Consider the following 21,386-nt stretch of genomic DNA (forward strand, 5'->3'; position numbering starts at 1 on the left):
GACACGGCCGTCAGCGGGTGCCGATGGCGGTCAGGCGTTCGTTGCGGAGTTTGTCGGGCCAGGTGTCGTCCAACGGCTCCAGGGTTTCGCCGGTCGCCCATTTGATCAACAGGTCCGCGATCGCGGGGTTCCTGGCCAGGGCGGGGCCGTGCGCGTAGGTGCCGAGCATGTTGCCGGCCCAGGCCCCCTCGGTCCGCCCGTCGTTGCCGACGCCCACCTGCACCGTGACCAGCGGCTTGGCGCCCGGCCCCAGATGCGTGCGGCCGCCGTGGTTCTCGAACCCGGTCAGCGGCGGCAGCCCCAGCGCCGGGTCGATCGGGCCGGCCAACTCGCCGACGGCCCTGGTCTCCCCGCGGTCCGATTGCAGGTCCATCAGTTCCAGGCCGGTGCACCGGGCGCCCTTGGCGAAGAAGCTCGACCCGAGCAACTGGTACCCGGCGCACACGGCGAAGATCACCGCTCCGCGGCGCGCGGCCCCCTGGAAGCCGCCGTCGGCGATCAGCCGCTGCGCCGCCAGGGCCTGCGGCCCGTCCTCGCCGCCGCCGATCAGGTAGATGTCCCCACCCGTCGGAACCGGCTGGTCGGAGCGCACCTCGTGACACTCGACCGGCAGCCCCCGAAGGTCCGCCCGGCGGGCCATGATCAGCAGGTTGCCCCGGTCGCCGTACGTGGAGAGCAGGTCCGGGTAGACCCAGACCAGGCGCAGCGCCTCAGTTGACACGGTCCAGCTCCGCTCGGATGTCCTGGAATGCGGTGTAGTTGGCGATCACTTCCAGCCGCCCCGGCGGCACCGCCGCGAGCGCCTTGCCGAACGACGTCACGTGCTCGAACCGCACGTCGTTGACCTCCAGCCGGACGGCCAGGTCGTAGGCCCGGTCGCCGGTGATCAGCACCCGCCGCCCCCGAACGGGCGAGAAGTCCACGTCGTACAGCCACGACGTGTCGTGCCCGTCGGGGTCCCGCGCGTTGATCGCCAACAGCGTCGGCACGTCCTCCGCCATGTCGAACGCCTCCAGCCACCCGGCCGGGTTCTTCGACAGCAGCAGCCGGATCGTGCGCCCGTCCTTGACCACGGTCGCGTAGCGGCCCGCGACCGACGTGACCTGCGCCAGGCGCGGCAACGCCTCCAGCACCGGCGCGCCGAACCGGTCCGCCACGGCGAGCGCGGTCGCCGCGTTGGCCTTGTTGATCCGGCCGGGCAGCTGAAGGTGCACCTCGTGATAGGTGCCGGTCGGGTCGACCACCCCGTCGTCGCGCACGCTCCACTGCGGGATCGGCCGCACCAGGTCCCCGGTGACGCAGCCCCACTGCTCGCCGCTGCGCTCGATGGTCGAACCGCACTCGGGGCACACCCACGAGTCGTCGAGCCAGCGCTGGCCGGCCGCGACCCAGGTCACCGACGGGACGACCGAGGCCGCCCAGACCACCATCGGGTCGTCGGCGTTGGCGACGACGTGCACGTTCTTGCCGGTGAGCAGCGTGCGCCACTTGGCGGCGATGCCGGCGACCTCCTGCGCCCGGTCGAGCTGGTCACGGCTGAGGTTGAGCAGCGCGACCAGTTCCGGATGGGTCGCCTCGAGGACCTGCGGCAGGTAGTGCTCGTCCACCTCGAGCACGGCGTAGGGCGTGGGTCCGGCCTTGACCAGCGCGGACGTGTGGCCGGTCGGCATGTTGGCGCCGAGGGAGTTGGTCGCCACCTCGCCCAGGACGCCGACCGCCGCGGTGGTCAGCCGCGTGGTGGTGGTCTTGCCGTTGGTGCCCGAGATCAACGCGATGCGCCGCCCGGCGGCGAGGTTGGCGAGCATGTCGGGGTCGACCAGCATGCCGACGCGGGCGCCGATCACCGACCCCTCGCCGCGCCCGGTCGCCCGGGACAGGGCGGCGGCGCCTTTGGTGAGGCCGCTCGCCAGCCGGGTGCGTATGGGTAGCTTTGGTTCGGTCATTGTGTGTGATCCGATTCCGCCGGGCCGCCGTGAACCCGGCGAAATATACCGTGCGCGCGCTCACCCCAACGTGACGGGAACCTCTCCGATCTCACCGCCGACCGGTTGTTCGTTGCCCAGCCGTCCGGCGTCGAAGTACTGGAACACGTACGCCCCGGGCGCCGGCCACCGGATCATGAACGCCACGTACACGTTGCGCTCCTGCTCGCCCTGGTTGAGCAGCACGCTGTCGAACCGGTCCGGCGCGACGACCGTGCCGTCCGGGATCTTCAGCCGGAAGTTGCCCTCCCACACGCCGTGGTCGTAGATCGACTCCTTGTACGACTTCACGTCGAAACGGCACACCAGGTAATAGGAGTCCTTGCGCGCCTGCCGGTGCTCGTGCGGGAAGTCGGCGCGCTGTTCGCAGCCCTGCACGGTGAACCCGAGCACGCCCGTGCGCTTCTCCGGCGAGGCCCCCGCGACCTGCTTCGGCTCCAGCACGGTGGCCTTGCCCGGGTCCCCGAACGGCACCACGGCCTGCACGGTGTTGTTCTCGCCGATGGTCAGCTGTGCCTTGCGCAGGTCGGTGATCGGCTTGCTCGGGTCGAACGTGAACACGCCGTTGACGGTCTGCTTGCCCGGCAGTGCGGAGACGTCCCGCAGCCGGCCGTTGGTGATCTGCCCCTCGGAGGAGAGGTACGCGTCGGTGTTGGCGGCCTGGCCGTCGTTCTCGTCGTCGAGGTTCTCCAGCGTGACGTCGATCTTGACGGGCTGGCTCTGGTCGGCGGGGTCGTACGCCACGGTCTTCACGGTGATCTTCTTGCCCGCGTACCAGACCGTCTTGTTGAGCGTGAGCTGCTGCGCGCCGCTGGGGCCGACGCTGAGCTTTCCGGCCGGCGGTTCGGCGCCCCGGCCGTCGCCGCGTCCGGCCTCCAGGCCGCTCTTGGCCGGGTCGTCGTCGCCGCCGAGCTTCGTCATGGCGTAGGTGCCGCCCGCCCCGAGCAGGACGATGAGCGCCAGGACCGCGCCGATCAGGACCTTTCCGCGGGAACGGCCGGAGCGCCGGCCCGTCCGCCGGGCGTCCATCCCGGCGAGGACGCCACCGCTCTCGGCGCCACCCGATCCGGCCCCGCCAGGGAAGCCGCTGCCGCTACCGGCCGCGCCCGGGAAGGCGCCGCCGGGACCGCCTCCGTTTCCGGAGCCGCCGGGGAAGGCGCCGGGCCCACCCGGGAAGCCGCCGCTCGCCGCGCCCGATGCGCCGGCGCCCGGTGCGCCGAAGCCGCCGGGGCCCGACGGCGCGCCGGCGCCCGGGGCGGCGGGGTACCCGGGCGCGGTGCCCGGGATGGCGGTCGGCCCGCCCGGTCCGCCCCACAGCGGCTGGGCCTGCTGCTGCGGCGCACCCGGCCAGAGCATCCCGCCGGGCCCACCGGCCGCTGCGCCCGAGGCGGGGGAGCCGAGTCCGGGGATCGCGCCCGACGTCTGGTCCACGGGCGGTCCCGAGGTCGGCACGGCCGGCGCCCCCGACACCGGCCCGCCGGGCGCACCCGAGATCGGGCCGCCCGGTGCGCCGGAGATCGGTCCGGCGGGCATGCCCGAGACCGGGCCGGCCGGCACACCCGAGACCTGACCCGCGGGCGGGCCGGATACGGCGGCGGCTGCCCCCGGCGCGGCGCCGGCGATCGCACCGGGCGCGCCGAAGCCGGGCGGCGGCGCGACCGTGCGCAGGCTGCCCGCGGCGACGAGGAGTTCGGGCTGGTCGAGCAGCACCGGCGCGACCCCGAGCCGCTGGTGCAGGAGCGTCGCCACGAGCGGGATCCGGCTCGAACCGCCGACCAGGTACAGCCCGGACAGCTGCGACGGGTGGCAGCGGGCCTGCCCGAGGAGTGCGGCCTGCACGTCGACCGTGCGGGTCAGCAGCGGCCGCGCCACCTCCTCGAACTCCTGCCGGGTCAGGTGCGTGTCGACGTCGAAGAGCGGCACGTGCACCGCCGCGGAGGAGGTGCGCGAGAGCTGTTCCTTGGCCGAGCGCACGTCCGTCCAGAACGTGCGGCTCGCCCGGCGGTCGGCCGCCGTCGCCGGGTTGGTGAGCCGGTGCCATTTATCGCGGTCGTTCGCGCCGACCGTGGCGGCGATCCGGCCGACCAGAACGTCGTCGAGATCCAACCCGCCGAGGTCGGTGACCCCCTCGAACGCCACCAGGCTCCACCCGCCGTCGGCGCCCCGGCGCACCACCGACGCGTCGAACGTTCCCGCGCCGAAGTCGTAGATCGCGAGCCACCCGCCGGGCGGAACGCTGTGCCCGAGCACGCCGGTGAAGTGGGCCGCGGCGGCGACCGGTTCGGGGACGAGCGTCGGATTGGCGAGCCCGGCCGCCGCGGCGGCCTGCACGAGCACGCCCTTGCGCGACGCGGCCCAGGTGGCCGGGTAGGTGAGCACCGTCTGGTCGGGGGAGCGCCCGCCGGCCCGGTACGCCTCGCCGGCCACCCGAGTCAGGACGGCGCCGATGACCTGGGTGACCGGGTACTCGTCGGTGCCCAGCAGCACGGAACGCTCGTCGACCCGCCGCTTCGGGTTGGGCTCGTAGCGGGTGGGGTCCAGGCCGGCGCTGCGCTCCCCGTCGCGCCCGGTGAGCAGCCGCCCGTCCGGTTCGGCGTAGACACCGGAGGAGAGCAGCGGCGAGGAGTCGAACAGCAGGGGCTGGCTGCGGCCGTCGGACGACTCCAGCACCGCCACGGTGTGCGTGGAGCCGAAGTCGATGCCGAGCCGGACTGCGCCTGTGGGGTGGCTCACGGCCCGCACTGTATCCGCGCCTTTCTACCCAGCTCGGAGGCCCCCGGCGAACGTTGCCCGGTAGGGCAGACGGCTCCGCCGATGTCCACCACTTTCCTCCACTGTGGGCCGCGGCCCGTTGGGGAGTCGTGCCCGGCTGACCGGTTTGTGGCGGTTCTCTTGAGGGTGAATGCGCGAACGTGAAGCCGAGTCGGGTAGCGGACGGGACCGCCCTCCACCCTGCCCCACCGGCTCTGACCAGCATGTTTCCAATGCGTTAGATGCCGGGTTCGACAGTTTTCCCGTTGCGGGTGGAGGGAAGTGGAGTACAGTGGAGCGCGTTGGTGGGCCGGGGGGCTCACCGGCCCCGAGGAGGGGGTGTGCCGCATGTTCCTGGGCACACACACCCCGCGACTCGACGAGAAAGGCCGGCTGATCCTGCCGGCGAAGTTCCGGGACGAGCTGGCGGGAGGTGTCGTGATCACCAAGGGACAGGAGCGCTGCCTCTACGTGTTTCCGACGCCGGAGTTCGCTCGGATCGCCGGTCAGCTGCGCGAGCAGCCCATGACGCACAAGGCCGCCCGGGCGTACAGCCGGGTGTTCTTCGCCAGTGCGCACGACGAGGTTCCCGACAAGCAGGGCCGGGTGACGATCCCGGCGCATCTTCGGGAGTACGCCGGACTCAACCGGGAGCTCGTCGTCATCGGTGCGAGCACCCGGGTGGAGATCTGGGACAAGCAGGCCTGGGACACCTACCTCGCGGAGAGCGAAGAGGACTTCGCCGACATCGAAGAGGGGGTGCTTCCCGGAGGGCTGTAGTGACGAGCCCATCGGGCGGAGCAAGGCGTGTCCCATCGGGGGGTGGGGCGCGGAGCGCCGTACCGCGGGATCTCCAGCCGCTTGACTCCTGACGCCACTTCCCCGGCGGCAGGCGAACAGCGGATGGGGATCCGGCGGTACGGCGTCGTGTTCTCCGGGTAAGGCGCCGGGCCGGCGCCGCGCACGGAGTTCTTCGGGGAACCGGTGGACGGCACGCGAAGCCGTTCTCGGGGTAACGGGCCGGACCGCGAATCCGACCCGTGGCTAGGGGGTCAGCATGGGGGAGCGGGGTGTCCACGTACCCGTCCTGCTAGAGCGGTGCGTCGCGCTGCTCGGTCCCGCGCTGGCCGGGGAAGGCGCCGTCCACCTGGACGCCACTCTCGGGCTGGGCGGACACGCGGAGGCGGTGCTCGCCGCCCATCCGCGGGTGACGCTCGTCGGCATCGACCGGGATCCGGCCGCGCTGGCGTTGGCCGGTGAGCGCCTGGCAGCATACGCGGACCGCACGCACCTGGTGCACGCGGCCTACGACGAGCTGCCCGACGTACTCGACGACCTCGGCATTCCGGCGCTGCACGGCGCGCTGTTCGATCTCGGTGTCTCGTCCCTACAACTGGATGAGGCCGCCAGAGGTTTCGCCTACGCGCAAGATGCGCCGCTGGACATGCGGATGGACACCACCCGGGGACGCACCGCCGCCGACATCGTCAACGAGTACACGGCCGGCCAACTGGCCCGGGTGCTGCGGGTGTACGGCGAGGAGAAGTTCGCCAGCCGGATCGCGGCCGCCATCGTGCGCGAACGCGCCCGCGGGCCGCTCACCTCCTCCGCCCGCCTCGCCGAACTGGTCCGGGACGCCATCCCGGCACCGGCGCGGCGGACCGGTGGGCATCCGGCCAAGCGGACGTTCCAGGCGCTGCGCATCGAGGTCAACGACGAACTGGGCATCCTCGAACGGGCGATCCCGGCGGCACTGGACGCGCTCGCGCCAGGCGGGCGTATTGCGGTGCTTTCCTACCATTCGCTGGAGGACCGGCTCGTCAAGCAGGCGTTCGCCGAGCGGGCCCGTTCCAAGGCGCCGGTGGATCTGCCGATCGTGCCGCCGGGGGACGAGCCCACTTTGCGACTTTTGACGCGAGGCGCGGAGGTTCCGGGAGAGGCCGAGGTGGGTAGCAACCCGCGCGCGGCGTCGGCTCGGCTGCGCGCCGCGGAGCACATCGTGCCGGCCCAGCGGCAGCCCGCAACGAAGCGGGTGAAGGGGTTGCACCAGCCCCGTGCTGCTTTTGATCAACAGGGCTCGCCGGTCCGCGGGGGCCGGCGGACGGAGCCTGACACGACAGCGGAAGAGGGGTGAACAGCATGACAACGGTTGAGCAGGGTGGCCTGCGCGGTCGCCGCGAGGTTCGCGGGGGAGGCACGTCCGGGTACGGACGCACCGGGACCGCGCGGTCGATTGACGACGCCCGCAGTCGGGGCCGGGAGGCTCTCGCCGCGGCACGCGGGGCCAATTCGTTGGCGCTGGACCCTCTGGCTGACGACACACCGCGGGAGGCCGCCCGCGGTCGCGGGGTCGGCACGCCCGGGCGCGGGTCGCGGGCCGACCGGGGGAACCGGGAGACCGGACGCGGCGTGTCCGGGGACGGATACGCGGAAGAGGACTACGTGGAGGTCGTGCGCGACGAGCCGCGCGGCCGGACCGCAGAGGCACGGCGCCGGGCCGCGGACGCGCGGGGGCGGACACCGGACGGTCGCGGCACCCGTGCCGCCGACCGCGTCGCCCGCCGTTCGGGCGCGCTCGGACTGTCCGATGTGGACGACGCCGATCGCGGGTCCGGTGTGGACGGTGTGCGTCGGCCGCTCGGTCGCCGGGCCGAGGCCGACGGCGCCGAGCGCTTCGGCGGCCGCGGGTCCGATGTGGACGGTGCGGCGCGGGGTGCCGGGCGCGGTGGCCGTGGGTCCGATGTGGACGGTGCGGCGCGCGCCGGTGCCGGGCGGGCCGGAGCGGTGGACCGGGAGACCTGGGACCGCGACGGGCTGCGGCGCACTCCGGCGGCGCGGCGCACCGGACGGGCCACGGACCGGGCCGCCGACCGGGTGGTCGACCTGGCGGGCGACTCGCGTCGCCGCGTGATCGACCTCGCGGGCGACCGGCGTGCTCGTGGCACCGGGCGGATCGACGACCGGCCCGTTGGACGGCTGCGGGACCGGGCCGGCCGCGAGGCCGAGGAGTTGGCCAGCCGCGAGGCGGCGCGGGGTGCCGGCCGTGCCGGCGGGCTCGCCGGCCGCGATGCGGGAACGTCTGCGCGGGACGGCGGGTCGACCGGTCGGGAGACGGTCGGGCGGCTGCGCGGGCGTTCGGATGTCGAGCGGATCGACGACCGGCCGATCGGGCGGCTGCGGGACCGGGCCGGCCGGGAGGCCGAGGCGCTCGCCGGGCGGGAGGCGGCCGGGCTGGCCGACCGCACGGGTTCCCGGATGGCGCGGGAGGCGGGTGTCGGGCGGCTGCGCGAGCGGGCCGAGCCGGCCGCGGCTCGCGCCGAGCGGCGGACCACCCGTTCGCGGGCGGTCGGGTCGGAGCCCCGTCCGGGCGTGCGCAACCGGCGCGACGTTCTCGCCGGCGACAAGCGGAACGCGACCGCCGAGACGGCCGTCGTGGGCAACCTCGCCCTCGATGCCGTTCCGGCGCGCGCCGCCGAGCCCGCGCCGACCCGGGGCGGCATCCTCGGGGTGGTGCCACCGGCGCCGGTGTCGGCCCCGCGGGCGCCGTTCATCTCGCTGGTGCTGGCCGTCGTGGTGGCGGGTGTGTTCGGCATTCTCGTGATCAATACCAAGATCAACGAGAACGCGTTCCGGCTGCACGACGCCCGTGCCAACCAGGCCGACCTGGACCGCAACGAGGAGCGGCTGCGCGGCGAGATCGCCATGCTGGAGAGCCCGAACAGCCTCGCCGCCGCCGCGCGGCGGATGGGCATGGTGCCGGCGCCCACGCCGGCGTATCTCAAGCTCCCCAACGGGCAGCAGGTCGGCGTTCCGCAGCCGGCGGGCGGCGCGGCCGGCTGAGCATGACGCGCAGGGAAGATCCACGCGACAACCCCCGCCGCGGCACGTCCGACGTGCCGCGGCGGAGTGCTGTCGACCGCGGGGGGCTCGCCGACGCCCGCCGCTACACCCCGCGCGGTCGCACCGTGCGGGAGACCGCCGCCGAGCGCCGCACCGCGCGCGAGCCCCTGCCGCCGGACCAGCGCCGCCGGGAGCGGCCGCCGCTCCAGGTGGTCGACGGGGGCCGCAGCGACAGCGCGCGCCGCACGGCCGGCCGCGACGACGCCGCGCGCCGGGACGGCGCCCGCCGCCGCGAGGAGATCGACGAGCCGCGTCGGGACGGCACCGGCCGGCGCGGGGAGGCCGGCGCCGCCGGGCGGGAGAGCGCCGGCCGTCGTGGCGCGGCCGGTGCCGGTGGCCGGGACAGCGGCGGCCGTCGTGGAGCGATCGGTGCCGCGGGCCGGGACAGCGGCGGCCGTCGTGGGGGACCGGGCGACGGGAGCCGGGACGGCGCCGGCCGGAGTGCCGGAGACCCGCGCCGGGGGCGGGACGCGCGCCGTGAGGGCGTCGGGCGGCGTGAGCCGCGGGGCGCCGGTGCCGACCGCCGGGAGCAGGAGCAGCGGGACGCCCGCCGCGAACGGGACGCGCGCCGCGCGCCCGTGCGGGACCACGTGGACGGCGAACGGCGCCGACCGGTCCGCTCGCGGACCGCCGTCCAGGGGCGCGGGCAGGACCAAAGGCGTTCGACCAGAAGACCGAAAGTGAACCACGGCGCCGCGCCACCCCTGCCGGGTAAGCCACAACGGCGTCTGCGGGTGGCCACGGTCCTGGTACTGGCGATGTTCGCGTTGATCGGGATCCGCCTGGTCTGGTTGCAGTTCAGCGACGCGCCGGAGTACGCGGCCAGCGGCATCCGCGACCGGCTCGCCGAGGAGACGATTTTCGCCTCGCGCGGCAACATCGTCGACCGCAACGGCCAGATTCTGGCCCACAGCGTCGAGGCCCGCTACGTCTACGCCGACCCCGGCATGGTCGAGAACGTCGACGCGACCGCCGACGCGCTCGTGCCGCTGCTCGGCGCCTACGGCGTGCCCCGCTCCGACATCGTCAAGCTGATCACTCCGCACAAGCGCGACAACGGCACGCAGTCGCGCTTCGAGTATCTGGCGCGCGGCGTCAGCATCGAGACCGGCGACGCCGTCCGGAAGCTCAACCTGGCCGGCATCGTGGTCGCCCGCGACGAACGCCGCGAGGTCTTCACCCGGGACACCGCCGCCACCGTGATCGGCTTCACCGGGCGCGACTCGAAGGGCCTCGAAGGCCTGGAGGCGGCCTACGAGGAGCAGCTCAAGGGCGTCAACGGCAAACGCGTGTACGAGGTCGGCGACGGCAAGCTCAGGCGCGAGATCCCCGGCGGCCTGCACCTCAACAAGCCCGCCCGGAGCGGCATGACGTTGCAGCTGACCATCGACTCGTACGTGCAGTTCCGGGCGCAGCAGCTGCTCGCCGAACGCCTCCAGGCGGTGAAGGCGACCGTCGGCGCGGCCATCATCATGGACGTCCGCACCGGCGAGGTGATCGCCCAGGCGAGCTATCCCGGCTACGACGCCGCCGATCCGCTGGCCGCCGGCGACAAGCAGCGGGTCGACATGTGCACCGGGCTGATCGTCGACCCCGGTTCGACGCACAAGGCGATCGTGCTGAGCGCGGCGCTGCAGGAGGGCGTGATCCAGCGGAACACGCCGGTCGTGGCGACCTCCGGCATCGTCAAGGGGGACCGGACGTTCGAGGACGGCAAGCGGTTCGACAAGGAGACGCCGCTGACGCTGGAGGGGCTGCTGGCGTACTCCTCCAACACGGCCACGATCCGGATCGCCGACCGGCTGGGCAAGGACAAGCTGTACGAGTACCAGCGCAAGTTCGGGCTCGGCGAGGTGACCGGCGAGGGGCTGCCCGGCGAGGCGCAGGGTCAGGTGCGCGCGCCGAAGGACTGGTCGGGTTCCAGCTACGGGGCGATCCCGATCGGCAACGGCGTGGGCGTGACGCCGATCCAGATGGCGGCGGTCTACGCGACGATCGCCAACGGCGGCAAGTGGGTGCAGCCGCACCTGGTGCGCGCGACGGTGGGGCCGGACGGCCGGACGAACTCCGTTCCGGCGCCGAGGACGCGGCAGGTGATCGATCCGGCGGTGGCCGCCACGATGCGCGAACTGCTCGAGGCGCCGGTCGTCATCAAGGACGGCACGGCGACGAAGGCCGCTCTGCCTGATCATCGCGTGGCCGGCAAAACGGGCACCGGCGCGCAGGTCATCGACGGTGCGTACACGGACGGGTACGTCGCGTCGTTCATCGGATTCGCGCCGGCGGACGCGCCCCGATACGTCGTCGCGGTGTACGCGAAGGGCGGCACGGACACGTTCGGCGCGGACATGACGCCGGCGTTCCGCGACATGATGTCGTTCACGCTGGACCGCTTCAAGGTCGCGCCGACGGGGACGCCGGTGCCGCAGTTGAAGGCGTACGCGTAGTGCGGCCGAACTGCCGGCACCGCGTGCTCGGCGGGTGGGGGACGGGCCGGTATGGTCTAGCCCCGTGCCCAGCTATCCACGTCCGACGCGCGTGCCCCCGACGCCGTTATCGGCTGTTGCCTCCCGGGTCGACGCCGCTGCGCAGGGCGACGCGTCGATAACGGTGACGGGTGTGACTCTGGTCAGTGCCGATGTCCGGCCCGGCGATCTGTACGCCGCGGTGCCGGGCGCACGCCGGCACGGGGCGGAGTTCGTCCCCGCGGCCGTCGCGGCCGGGGCGGTGGCCGTCCTGACGGATCCCGCCGGCGCGCGGATGCTCGACACCGACGTGCCGGTGCTCGTGGTCGACGACCCGCGGGCGGCGCTCGGCGGCGTCTCGGCGCTGGTGTACGGCGAACCGAGCGGAAGCCTCACCGTCCTCGGCGTCACCGGCACGGCCGGCAAGACCTCGACGGTGTACCTGCTGGAGGCGGGGCTGCGGGCGGCCGGCGTTCCGGCGGGGCTGATCGGCACCGTGGAGACCCGGCTCGGCGACCTGGTCGTGGACAGCGCCCGCACCACGCCGGAGGCGCCGGACCTGCACGCGCTCTTCGCCGCCGCGGTCGAACGCGGGATCCGGGCCGTGGCGATGGAGGTCTCCAGCCACGCGCTCTCCCTGGGCCGGGTCAGCGGGGTGCGCTTCGCGGTCGGCGGGTTCACCAACTTCGGCCTGGACCACCTGGACTTCCACCCCGACGTGGACGACTACTTCGCGGCCAAGGCGCGGCTGTTCGACGGGCGCAGCGCGGTCGAGGTGATCAACCTGGACGACCCGGCGCTGAAGGGCCTGATCCACTCCGGGACGGTCACCTACTCGGCGGCCGGCGACCCGGCGGCGACCTGGCGCGCGGCGGACGTGACGGGCAGCGGTTACGCGCAGAGGTTCACGGCGGTGGGCCCGTCGGGGGCGGTGTCGGCCGGCGTCTCGCTGCCGGGCCGGCACAACGTCGCCAACGCCCTGCTGGCCATCGCGACGCTGGCGGCGGCGGGCGTGGACCCGCAGGTCGCCGCGGACGGCGTGGCCTCCTGCCCCGGCGTGCCCGGCCGGATGGAACGGGTCGGCCAGATCGGCCCGGTCCTCGGCGTGGTCGACTACGCGCACAAGCCGGACGCGATCCGCGCGGTGCTGGCGGCGCTGCGCGAGGTGGCCGACGCGTCGGGCGGCCGGATCATCTGCGTGCTGGGCGCCGGCGGCGACCGGGACCAGGGCAAGCGGCCGGTGATGGGCGAGGCGGCGGCCGCCGGCGCGGATCTGCTGATCGTCACCGACGACAACCCGCGCACCGAGGACCCGGCGCGGATCCGGGCCCAGGTGCTGGCGGGCGTCGTCACCGGCGAGGCGATCGAGATCGCGGGACGGCGGGACGCCATCGCCGCCGCCGTCGAGCGGGCCCGGCCGGGGGACGTCGTCGCCCTGCTGGGCAAGGGACACGAACGCGGCCAGGAGGTCGGCGGCGAGGTACTGCCGTTCGACGACCGGGTCGAACTGGCGGCGGCCCTGGCGGCCCGGCCGGATGCCAACATCAGCGGAGCCGGGGTGGCGCAGTGATCGAGATGACCCTCGCCGAGGTAGCGGCGGCTGTCGGTGGCGTGCTGCGGGACGCCGACCCGGACGCGGTCGTGACCGGCAACGTCGACTTCGACTCCCGCAAGGTGACGCCGGGCGGCCTGTTCGCGGCGTTCGACGGGGACAAGGTGGACGGCCACACGTTCGCGGCGGCGACGGTGAAGGCCGGCGCGGTCGCGGTGCTGGCGTCCAAGCCGGTCGACGCGCCCGCGATCCTGGTGGACGACGTGCGCGCCGCGCTGCAGCTGCTGGCCCGGGCCGTGGTGGACCGGCTGCCGGAGCTGACCGTGATCGGGGTGACCGGTTCGTCGGGGAAGACGACCACCAAGGACCTGATCGCCGCCATCCTCGCGGGGCACGCGCCGACGGTGGCGACGGCCGGGTCGTTCAACAACGAACTGGGCATGCCGTACACGGCGCTGCAGGCCACGACGCAGACCCGGTACCTGGTGCTGGAGATGGGCGCCCGCAAGATCGGTCACATCGCGTACCTGTGCGGGATCGCGCCGCCGTCGATCGGCGTGGTGATCAACGTCGGGGTGTCGCACATCGGCGAGTTCGGCTCGCAGGAGGCGATCGCCCAGGCCAAGGGCGAACTGGTCGAGGCGCTGCCGCCGACCGGCCTCGCCGTCCTCAACGCCGACGACCCGCTGGTGCTCGCCATGCGCGAACGCACGCGGGCGCGGGTCGTGACGGTCGGCGAGGAGGAGCACGCCGACCTGCGGGCGACCGACGTCAGCGTGGACGCCCGCGACCGGGCCAGCTTCCGGATCGGCGATCACCGGGTCACGTTGGCGGTGCCGGGACGCCACCAGGTCGGCAACGCGCTGCTGGCGATCGCCGTCGCCCGGCACCTCGGGGTGCCCGACGCCGAGGCCGCGCTGGCCGGCGCGAAGCTCCCCTCCGAGCGGCGGATGGACGTCTTCGACCGGACCGACGGCGGCATCGTCATCGACGACTCCTACAACGCCAACCCGGCCTCGACGGCGGCGGCGTTGCGCGCACTGGCGAAGATCGGTGCGGGCCGGCGGACCATCGCCGTCCTGGGATACATGGCCGAGCTCGGTGAGCACGAGCGCTCCGGGCACGAGGAAGTCGGTCGCCTGGCCGCCGAGCTGGGCATCGACCGCTTGATCGCGGTGGGACAGATAACCGCGCCGATGTGCGACGGCGCGGCGACGGTGGCTGGTTGGGGAGGAGAGTCGGTACAGGTGACCGATCAGGACGCCGCGGTGGCGTGGTTGCGCGAGCATCTGCTGCCCGGTGACGTCGTGCTGGTGAAGGCCTCGCGGTACCGCACCTGGCAGGTCGCGGACTTCCTCCGCGAGGAGGCCGTCGCGTGAGGGCGGTCTTCGTCGCGGCGGCGGTCGCGTTCGTGCTGTCCATCTTCGGCACGCCGATCGCGATCCGCCTGTTCACCTCGCTGAAGGCCGACCAGCCCATCCGCACCGAGGGGCCGCAGACGCACCTCGGCAAGAAGGGCACGCCCACGATGGGCGGCGTGGTGTTCATCTTCGCCACGTTCGTCGCGTATCTGGCGGGTCACCTGGCGCTGGACACGCTGCCGGACAAGCAGCTGCGCCCGCAGGGGCCGACCACCACCGCGGTCGTGCTGCTGGGCCTGTTCCTGTGCACCGGCCTGTTGGGCTTCTGGGACGACTACCTCAAGGTCACCAAGCGCAACTCGCTGGGCCTCAACAAGCGCGGCAAGCTGATCGGGCAGGCGGTGATCGGTGCCGTCTTCGGCATCTTCGCGCTGTACTTCCCCAAGGAGGACGCGCATCCGCTGACGGTGGCCAGTTCGAAGATCTCCTTCGTGCGGGACATCCCGTGGCTGGACATCACGAAGGTCGGCGCGGTGCTGCTGTTCGTCTTCGTGGTGATGGCCATGTCCAACGCGGTCAACCTGACCGACGGGCTGGACGGCCTGGCGACGGGCACGTCGGTGATGGTGCTGGGGTCGTACGCGCTGATCGCGTTCTGGCAGTACCGGCACTGGGTCGCCGACGACAGCTACCAGGGCGTGTACGCCTACGACTCGCGGGACCCGCTGGAGATCGCGCTGATCGCGGCCTCGGCGGCCGGGGCCTGCGTGGGCTTCCTCTGGTGGAACGCCGCCCCGGCGCGCATCTTCATGGGCGACACGGGTTCGATGGGGCTCGGGGCGCTGATCGCCGGTCTGGCCGCCGCCACGAAGACGGTCATGCTGCTGCCGATCCTGACGATCCTGTACTTCATCATCACGGTCACCTGGGTGATGCAGATCGGTTCGTACCGCACGACCGGCAAGCGAATCTTCCGGATGGTGCCGCTGCAGCACCACTTCGAGCTGGCCGGCTGGTCCGAGGTCAACATCGTGATCCGGTTCTGGATCATCGCCGGGCTGGGGATCGCGGCGGCGCTGGGCCTGTTCTACGCCGACTTCCTGCGCGTGACCAGCGGTAGTTCATGAGTTTCGACGGGGTCCGGGTCGTCGTCGCCGGCGCGCGTGTCGCGGGGACGGCGTCGGCCCGCGTCCTGCTCGCGGCCGGGGCCGACGTCACCGTCGTCGACCGGCAGGAGATGGACTCCTTCGTCGAACTGCGTGAGCGCGGCGCACGGGTGGCGGTCGGCGACGGCCTCGACCTGCTCGACGGGGTCCGCGACCTGGTGGTCTCCCCGGGGTTCGCGCCGCATCACCCGCTCGTGACGGCGGCGCTGGCCCGGGGGATCGACGTCTACTCCGAGCCGGAACTGGCGTGGCGCCTGCGGGGGCCGGACGCACCGCTGTGGCTCGCGGTCACCGGCACCAACGGCAAGACCACCACCGTCACCATGCTCGCCGACATCCTGCGCGCGGCCGGCCGGCGCACGGCCGCCCTGGGCAACATCGGCGAGCCGCTGGTGACGGCGACCGACTACGACGTCCTCGCGGTCGAACTCTCGTCGTTCCAACTGCACTGGTCCTCGACCCTGGCCCCGCCGGCGGCGGCGCTGCTCAACCTCGCCGACGACCACCTGGAGTGGCACGGCGACTTCGACCGCTACGCGGACGCCAAGCGCCTGATCTGGCGCGGGGCGCGGGCCGCGGTCTTCAACCTGGACGACCCGCGGGTGTCGGCGCTGGCACCGGGGCCGTCGCGGGTCGGCTTCACCACCGGGGTCCCCGGCGCGGGGCAGTACGGCGTGGCCGACGGGTGGCTCCTCGACGACGGGGGCCACCAGCTCGTGGAGGCCGACGCGATCCGGCCGCCCGGCGCGCACAACGTCGCCAACGCCCTCGCCGCCGCCGCGCTCGCCCGCTGGGCCGGCGTCACGCCCGACGAGGTGCGCAAGGGCCTGCTCGGCTACACGCCCGAACCGCACCGCAACGCCCTCGTCGCCACCGTCGGCGGCGTCTCCTACGTCGACGACAGCAAGGCGACCAACCCGCACGCGGCGCTCGCCTCCCTGCTCGCCTACCCCCGCGTGGTGTGGGTGGCCGGCGGCCAGCTCAAGAACGTCGACCCGGACGACCTCGTGGCCCGGGTCGCCGACCGGCTCACCGGGGCGGTGCTGCTCGGCGTGGACCGGGCCGAGATCGCCCGCGCGCTCGCACGACACGCGCCCGGGGTCCCGGTCGTGGAGGTGCCGAGCACCGATGATGGGGCGATGGGTGAGGTCGTGAACGCCGCGGCTCGGCTCGCGCGGCCGGGGGACACCGTCCTGCTGGCCCCGGCGGCCGCGTCGCTGGACATGTACGTCGGCTACGGCGCGCGCGGCGACGCGTTCGCGGCGGCGGTGCGCGGCCTGCCCGCGGGGGACTGATGGTGGCGCAGGAGGCGTCGGCCCCGGCCGCGGTGGGGCCGTTCGCCGCGCTGCGTGGCCTGCTGGCGCGACCGCTCGCCTCCTACTACCTGCTGCTGTCCACCGTCGGGCTGCTCGTGCTGATCGGCATGACGATGGTGTTCTCGGCGACCAGCCTCGAGGGGATCGCCGCGGGCAACACGCCGTACGGCTCGATCATCAAACAGCTCGTCTCCGCCTGCGTGGGGCTGGTGGCGTTCTGGATCTGCCAGCGGCTGCCGGTGCGCACGTACCGGAAGTTCGCGGGGTGGGCGCTGATGGTCAGCGTGCTGCTGATCGCCCTGGTGGACATGCTCGGGGTGCTCTCCGCGCTGCAGACGCCGGCCAACGAGACGCTGCGCAACGCGAAGATCGGACCGATCTGGGCCGACCAGATGTGGCTGCACCTGGGACCGGTGCAACTGCAACCCTCGGAGCTGGGCAAGCTGGCGTTCGCGATGTACGCGGCGGACATCCTCGCCCGCCGTGGGCCGGCCGTGGCGCAGTGGCGCGAACTGGCCCTGCCCCTCTTCCCCGTCTCGGGGCTGCTGTTCCTGCTGGTCGGCTATCACGACCTCGGCACGATGCTGATCCTGCTGGCGATGTTCATCGGGATCCTGTGGGCGGCCGGGGTGCGGTTCCGGGTGTTCGGGGCGATGATCGCGCTCGGGCTGGCCGGCGTCACGGCGCTGGTGATGATGCCCGGCAAGACCGAGTACCGGAAGGCCCGCCTGGCGGTGTTCCTCGACCCGGACAAGGCGGATCGCACGCACGAGGGCTGGCAGGCGCGGCAGGGGCTCGAGGCGATCGGCAGCGGCAGCTGGTTCGGGCAGGGGCTGGGGGAGAGCCGGCTCAAGTGGGGCCGCCTGCCCAACGGCCACAACGACTTCATCTTCGCCCTCATCGCCGAGGAACTGGGCGTCGTCGGCTGCATGGTCGTGGTGAGCCTCTTCGCCGTGCTCGCCTACACCGGGCTGCGGATCGCGCGGCGGGTCGACGACCCGTTCCGGCGGCTCGTCGCGGCGGCTCTCACGACCTGGCTGGTCGCGCAGGCGATCGTCAACATCGGTGGCGTCACCGGGCTGCTGCCGATCACCGGGCTGCCGCTGCCGTTCATCTCCGACGGCGGAAGTGCCCTGGTCGTGGCGTTGGCGGCGGCCGGTGTGCTGCTGTCGTTCGCGCGCAGCGAGCCGGAGGCCGCGACGGCCCTGCACGCCCGTCCACCCCGTAAGGCGGTACAGCTACTCTGGGCGCCGCTGCCGCCGTTGCCGCGACGGCAGGATGCTGCGCACCCGCCCCGGGTGCGCCGGGGAGGATCTGACGATGGCTGAGTTGCGTTCGGTGGTGCTGGCCGGTGGCGGCACCGGCGGACACATCTATCCCTTGCTCGCGTTCGCGGACTGCCTGCGCCGCCACGATCCGGGTGTCCGGATCACCTGCGTGGGCACCGAGAAGGGCCTGGAGAAGGATTTGATCCCGCCCGCGGGCTACGACCTGCGGATGGTGCCGGCGCACCAGTTGCCGCGCTCGGTCAACCTCGACCTGGTGCGCACGCCGGACCGGATGTTCACCGCGTCCCGGTTCACCCGCAAGATCCTCGACGAGGTCGCGGCCGACGCGGTCGTGGGCTTCGGCGGCTACGTGTCGGTGCCGGCGTACATCGCCGCGTGGCGGCGCGGCACCCCGCTGGTGTGCCACGAGGTCAACGTGCCGATGGGCGTGGCCAACAAGATGGCGCAGCGGTTCACCCCGTACATCGCGGCCGGCTTCCCGCACCAGCGGGTGCAGGAGCCGCGGTTGAAGGACGCGCGGGTGGTGGGCGTTCCGCTGCGCACCTCGATCTCGACCCTGGACCGGGAGGCCCGGCGGGCTGAGGCGCGGGCGCACTTCGGGCTCCACCCCGACCTGCCGACGCTGTTCGTGTTCGGGGCCTCGCAGGGTGCGCGCTCGATCAACCTCGCCGTCTCCGGTGCGGCCAAGGCGATCACCGGCGCCGGCGTGCAGGTGCTGCACATCATCGGCGCCCGCAACGACGAGTTCGACGTGCCGTCGGACCTGGCCGCGCCGTACGTCACCGTGAAGTTCCTCAAGGAGATGGAGCTCGGTTACGCGGCCGCCGACCTGGCGGTGTGCCGGGGCGGGGCGCTGACCTGCGCCGAGACGGCCGCGCTCGGCGTTCCGGCGGTGTACGTTCCGCTTCCGTGGGGAAACGGCGAGCAGCGGCGCAACGCCCTGCCGGTGGTCGAGGCCGGCGGCGGGCTGCTGTGCGACGACGCGGACCTGACGCCGGCCTACGTGGAGTCCACGGTGGTGCCGCTGGTGCGCGACCGGGCCCGGCTGGCGGCGATGAGCGCGGCGGCGGCCGCGTACGGGCGGCGCGACGGCGACGAGGCGCTGCGCGAGTACCTGCTGGAGGCGATCAACGGTGTCCGCTGAACAGCGGTTGACGGCGGAGGATCTCGGCCGCGTGCACTTCGTGGGCGTGGGCGGCGTCGGGATGAGCGGCATGGCCCGCCTCTTCCTGACCCGCGGCATCCCCACGACCGGGAGCGAACTGCGCGAGTGGCCGGCCCTGGCGGGCCTGCGCGCCCTGGGCGGGACGATCCACATGACCCACCGGGAGTCCAACCTCGACGGTGTGGACACGGTCGTCTACTCCACGGCCATCCCGCAGGACCACCTCGAACTGGTCACCGCCCGCGAGCGGGGCCTGCGGGTGATGCACCGTTCGGAGGCGCTCGCCGCGGCCATGGCGGGGCGGCGCGCCGTCGCGGTGGCCGGCACGCACGGCAAGACGACGACGACCTCGATGGTGACGCTGATCTTCCAGCACGCGGGGCTCGACCCGTCGTTCGTCATCGGCGGGGAGATCTCCGAGGTCGGCTCGAACGCCCACCACGGCAGCGGCGAGTACTTCGTGGCCGAGGCGGACGAGTCGGACCGGTCGTTCCTGCTCTACCGCCCGTACGTCGCCCTGATCACGAACATCGACGCGGACCACCTCAACACCTACGGCGACCTGGCCGGGCTGACCGACGCGTTCGTCGAGTTCGGCGGCCTGGTGCAGCCCGGTGGCTTCGTCGTGACCTGCGCCGACGATCCCGGGGCCCGGCGGGCGGCGGAACGCATCCGCGCGGCCGGCGGCACGGTGTGGACCTACGGCACGTCGGCCGACGCCGACCTGCGGCTGTCCGAGGTGGAGACGACGGCGCGCGGCACCCGCTACGTGGCGACGCTCGACGGCGAGACGCTGGGGCCGGTGTCGCTGCCGGTGCCGGGCAAGTACTCGGCGCTCAACTCGGCGGCCGCGATCCTGACGGCGGTGCGCTCCGAGGTGCCGGCGGAGACGGCGATCGAGGCCCTCGCGGCGTTCCCCGGGGTGCGGCGGCGCTTCGAGCACAAGGGGACCGCGAAGGGCGTTCGGGTCTACGACGAGTACGCCTACCACCCGACCTCGATGACGGCCGCGCTGGAGACGCTGAAGGAGGTGGCCGCCCCCGGGCGGCTGCTGGTGGTCTTCCAGCCGTACCGGGTGTACCGGACGCGCGACCTGGAGAAGGAGATCGCCGCCGCGCTGGCCATCGCCGACGAGGCCGTGATCATGGAGGTCTTCGGGCCGGGCGAGGTGCGCGAGCCGGGGCAGGGCGGCGTGGCGCTGACCGCGGCCGTGGACCTGCCGGCGGAGCGCAAGGCGTTCGTGCCGTCGTGGGAGGACGTGCCGGCCGAGGTGGTGCGGCGGGCGCACATCGGCGATCTCGTGGTGACGATGGGCGCGCCGCCGATCTCGCTCATGGGCGACGAACTGCTCGCCGCGCTGAGCAACGGCGACGCGTTCGGCTTCGGTGGGGCGTTCGGTGCGGATGCCGCTGACAACGGAGGGGTCGACGGCGACGTGCCGGTGCAGGCGCCTCCGGCGGCCGGTGGCTGACCGGCGCTGGCGCCTCGTCCGGGCCGGCCGGGACGCCGTTCCGGAGTCGGTGCGGCGGTTCAACGCGCGGGCCCGGCGCAACAAGCTCAGGGTGGCCCGGCCGTGGCTGATCACGGCCGGGGTCGTGCTCGTGCTGGCGATCGCGGCGGCGGTGCTGTACTGGACGCCGGCCGTCTCCGTGCGGGACCTGCGGGTGCGTGGGACCGCCGTGGTGACCGAGCGGGAGGTGCTCGACGCCGCCGCGGTGCGCCGGGGCGTTCCGCTGCTGCGGGTGGACGTCGACGGCGTGCGGAGTCGGGTGGCGGCGATCGCTCCGGTCCGTTCCGTCGACATCACCCGGATGCCCCCGTCCACGCTGGAGATCCGGGTGACCGAGCGCACGGCGGTGGCCGTGGTGGAGAACCCCGGCGGGCGGTGGCTGCTCGACGAGACCGGCGTCGCCTACCTGCCCGCCCCGGTGGAGAATCCGGGCCTGGTGCTGGTCAGGCTGGCGACGCCCAACCCGACGGACGCGACGACGCGCGCGGCGCTGGCCGTCCTCACCGCCCTCACCCAGGAACTGCGTGACCCGCTCGCCGCGCTGGTGGCGGAGGCGCCGGCCCGGATCCGGCTGGAGCTGACGGACGGGCGCACTGTGGTGTGGGGCGACTCGTCGGAGAACGACGCCAAGGCCCGCGTCGCCGCCGCGATGCTGGGGAAGCCGGGTCAGGTCATCGACGTGAGTGCGCCGGAGTTCGTGACGGTTCGCTGACTTCCGAGGAAATCGTCCGGCCAATTTGACGGTTTCGAGTCCGATAGGGCCGGTTTGTCGTTTTACTTGCCGTGTGTGTCCCGGAGTGTCACTTCGGCACGGTGCGGAGGCCGCGCGATTTCTCCGGTGGCCGAGTGTGCCTTGCTTTCCGCAGGTTGGCGGGCGACACGCCGAGGCGGGTTCTTGGTTGGCCGTTCGGACACGCATACCGTCCAGA

At 73.4% G+C, this 21,386-nt stretch carries 14 protein-coding genes and 1 pseudogene; 12 read left to right on the plus strand and 3 right to left on the minus strand.

Annotated features, from left to right (window positions below):
* Positions 1-10 precede the first annotated feature (10 nt).
* The 3 genes from Val02_RS33850 to Val02_RS33860 are packed head-to-tail and all read right to left on the minus strand — an operon-like array spanning position 11 to position 4,715.
* The gene (locus Val02_RS33850; protein WP_203903343.1) at positions 11-721 is read right to left on the minus strand and encodes a type 1 glutamine amidotransferase; all 711 of its coding nucleotides are present in this window, start codon (positions 719-721) and stop codon (positions 11-13) included.
* Positions 711-1,943, minus strand: a complete 1,233-nt coding sequence (locus Val02_RS33855; RefSeq protein ID WP_203903344.1) for a Mur ligase family protein — start codon at positions 1,941-1,943, stop codon at positions 711-713. Before Val02_RS33855 ends, Val02_RS33850 begins: the two co-directional genes overlap by 11 nt.
* A gap of 60 nt (positions 1,944-2,003) precedes the next feature.
* Positions 2,004-4,715 (minus strand): Hsp70 family protein, encoded by a 2,712-nt coding sequence (locus Val02_RS33860; RefSeq protein ID WP_203903345.1) that lies wholly within the window; start codon positions 4,713-4,715, stop codon positions 2,004-2,006.
* A gap of 366 nt (positions 4,716-5,081) precedes the next feature.
* Here Val02_RS33860 and mraZ point away from each other — a divergent pair, with 366 nt between their 5' ends.
* From mraZ to Val02_RS33920, 12 genes and pseudogenes are all read left to right on the plus strand, one after another.
* Positions 5,082-5,513, plus strand: coding sequence for a division/cell wall cluster transcriptional repressor MraZ (gene mraZ / locus Val02_RS33865; protein ID WP_203903384.1), 432 nt, complete (start codon positions 5,082-5,084; stop codon positions 5,511-5,513).
* 277 nt (positions 5,514-5,790) lie between these two features.
* Positions 5,791-6,886 (plus strand): annotated as a pseudogene (rsmH, locus tag Val02_RS33870) (16S rRNA (cytosine(1402)-N(4))-methyltransferase RsmH).
* Between the two features lie 256 nt (positions 6,887-7,142).
* The gene (ftsL, locus tag Val02_RS33875) at positions 7,143-8,573 is read left to right on the plus strand and encodes a cell division protein FtsL (protein ID WP_203903347.1); all 1,431 of its coding nucleotides are present in this window, start codon (positions 7,143-7,145) and stop codon (positions 8,571-8,573) included.
* A 2-nt stretch (positions 8,574-8,575) separates the two neighbouring features.
* A complete protein-coding gene (locus Val02_RS33880; RefSeq protein WP_239153539.1) occupies positions 8,576-11,080 on the plus strand; it encodes a penicillin-binding transpeptidase domain-containing protein in 2,505 nt (834 codons plus the stop codon).
* 64 nt (positions 11,081-11,144) lie between these two features.
* On the plus strand, positions 11,145-12,668 hold the full coding sequence (locus Val02_RS33885; protein ID WP_203903348.1) for a UDP-N-acetylmuramoyl-L-alanyl-D-glutamate--2,6-diaminopimelate ligase: 1,524 nt from the start codon (positions 11,145-11,147) through the stop codon (positions 12,666-12,668).
* Positions 12,665-14,029: a UDP-N-acetylmuramoyl-tripeptide--D-alanyl-D-alanine ligase gene (locus Val02_RS33890; RefSeq protein WP_203903349.1), complete on the plus strand. Its 1,365-nt coding sequence runs from the start codon at positions 12,665-12,667 to the stop codon at positions 14,027-14,029. The genes Val02_RS33885 and Val02_RS33890 overlap by 4 nt, the downstream gene beginning before the upstream one ends.
* Positions 14,026-15,138, plus strand: a complete 1,113-nt coding sequence (gene mraY, locus Val02_RS33895) for a phospho-N-acetylmuramoyl-pentapeptide-transferase (RefSeq protein ID WP_203903350.1) — start codon at positions 14,026-14,028, stop codon at positions 15,136-15,138. Before Val02_RS33890 ends, mraY begins: the two co-directional genes overlap by 4 nt.
* Positions 15,135-16,472, plus strand: coding sequence for a UDP-N-acetylmuramoyl-L-alanine--D-glutamate ligase (murD, locus tag Val02_RS33900; RefSeq protein WP_203903351.1), 1,338 nt, complete (start codon positions 15,135-15,137; stop codon positions 16,470-16,472). The genes mraY and murD overlap by 4 nt, the downstream gene beginning before the upstream one ends.
* The gene (locus Val02_RS33905) at positions 16,472-17,821 is read left to right on the plus strand and encodes an FtsW/RodA/SpoVE family cell cycle protein (RefSeq protein ID WP_203903352.1); all 1,350 of its coding nucleotides are present in this window, start codon (positions 16,472-16,474) and stop codon (positions 17,819-17,821) included. The genes murD and Val02_RS33905 overlap by 1 nt, the downstream gene beginning before the upstream one ends.
* Positions 17,814-18,926 carry a UDP-N-acetylglucosamine--N-acetylmuramyl-(pentapeptide) pyrophosphoryl-undecaprenol N-acetylglucosamine transferase gene (locus Val02_RS33910; protein ID WP_203903353.1) on the plus strand — a complete coding sequence of 371 codons (1,113 nt, stop codon included), beginning with the start codon at positions 17,814-17,816 and terminating at the stop codon, positions 18,924-18,926. Before Val02_RS33905 ends, Val02_RS33910 begins: the two co-directional genes overlap by 8 nt.
* Positions 18,916-20,418, plus strand: a complete 1,503-nt coding sequence (gene murC / locus Val02_RS33915) for a UDP-N-acetylmuramate--L-alanine ligase (RefSeq protein WP_239153540.1) — start codon at positions 18,916-18,918, stop codon at positions 20,416-20,418. The genes Val02_RS33910 and murC overlap by 11 nt, the downstream gene beginning before the upstream one ends.
* Entirely contained in the window at positions 20,411-21,169 is a 759-nt protein-coding gene (locus Val02_RS33920; RefSeq protein WP_239153541.1) for a cell division protein FtsQ/DivIB, read from the plus strand. The genes murC and Val02_RS33920 overlap by 8 nt, the downstream gene beginning before the upstream one ends.
* Positions 21,170-21,386: the final 217 nt, after the last annotated feature.

Origin of the sequence: Virgisporangium aliadipatigenens, assembly GCF_016863615.1 — a bacterium.
GTDB lineage: Bacteria > Actinomycetota > Actinomycetes > Mycobacteriales > Micromonosporaceae > Virgisporangium > Virgisporangium aliadipatigenens.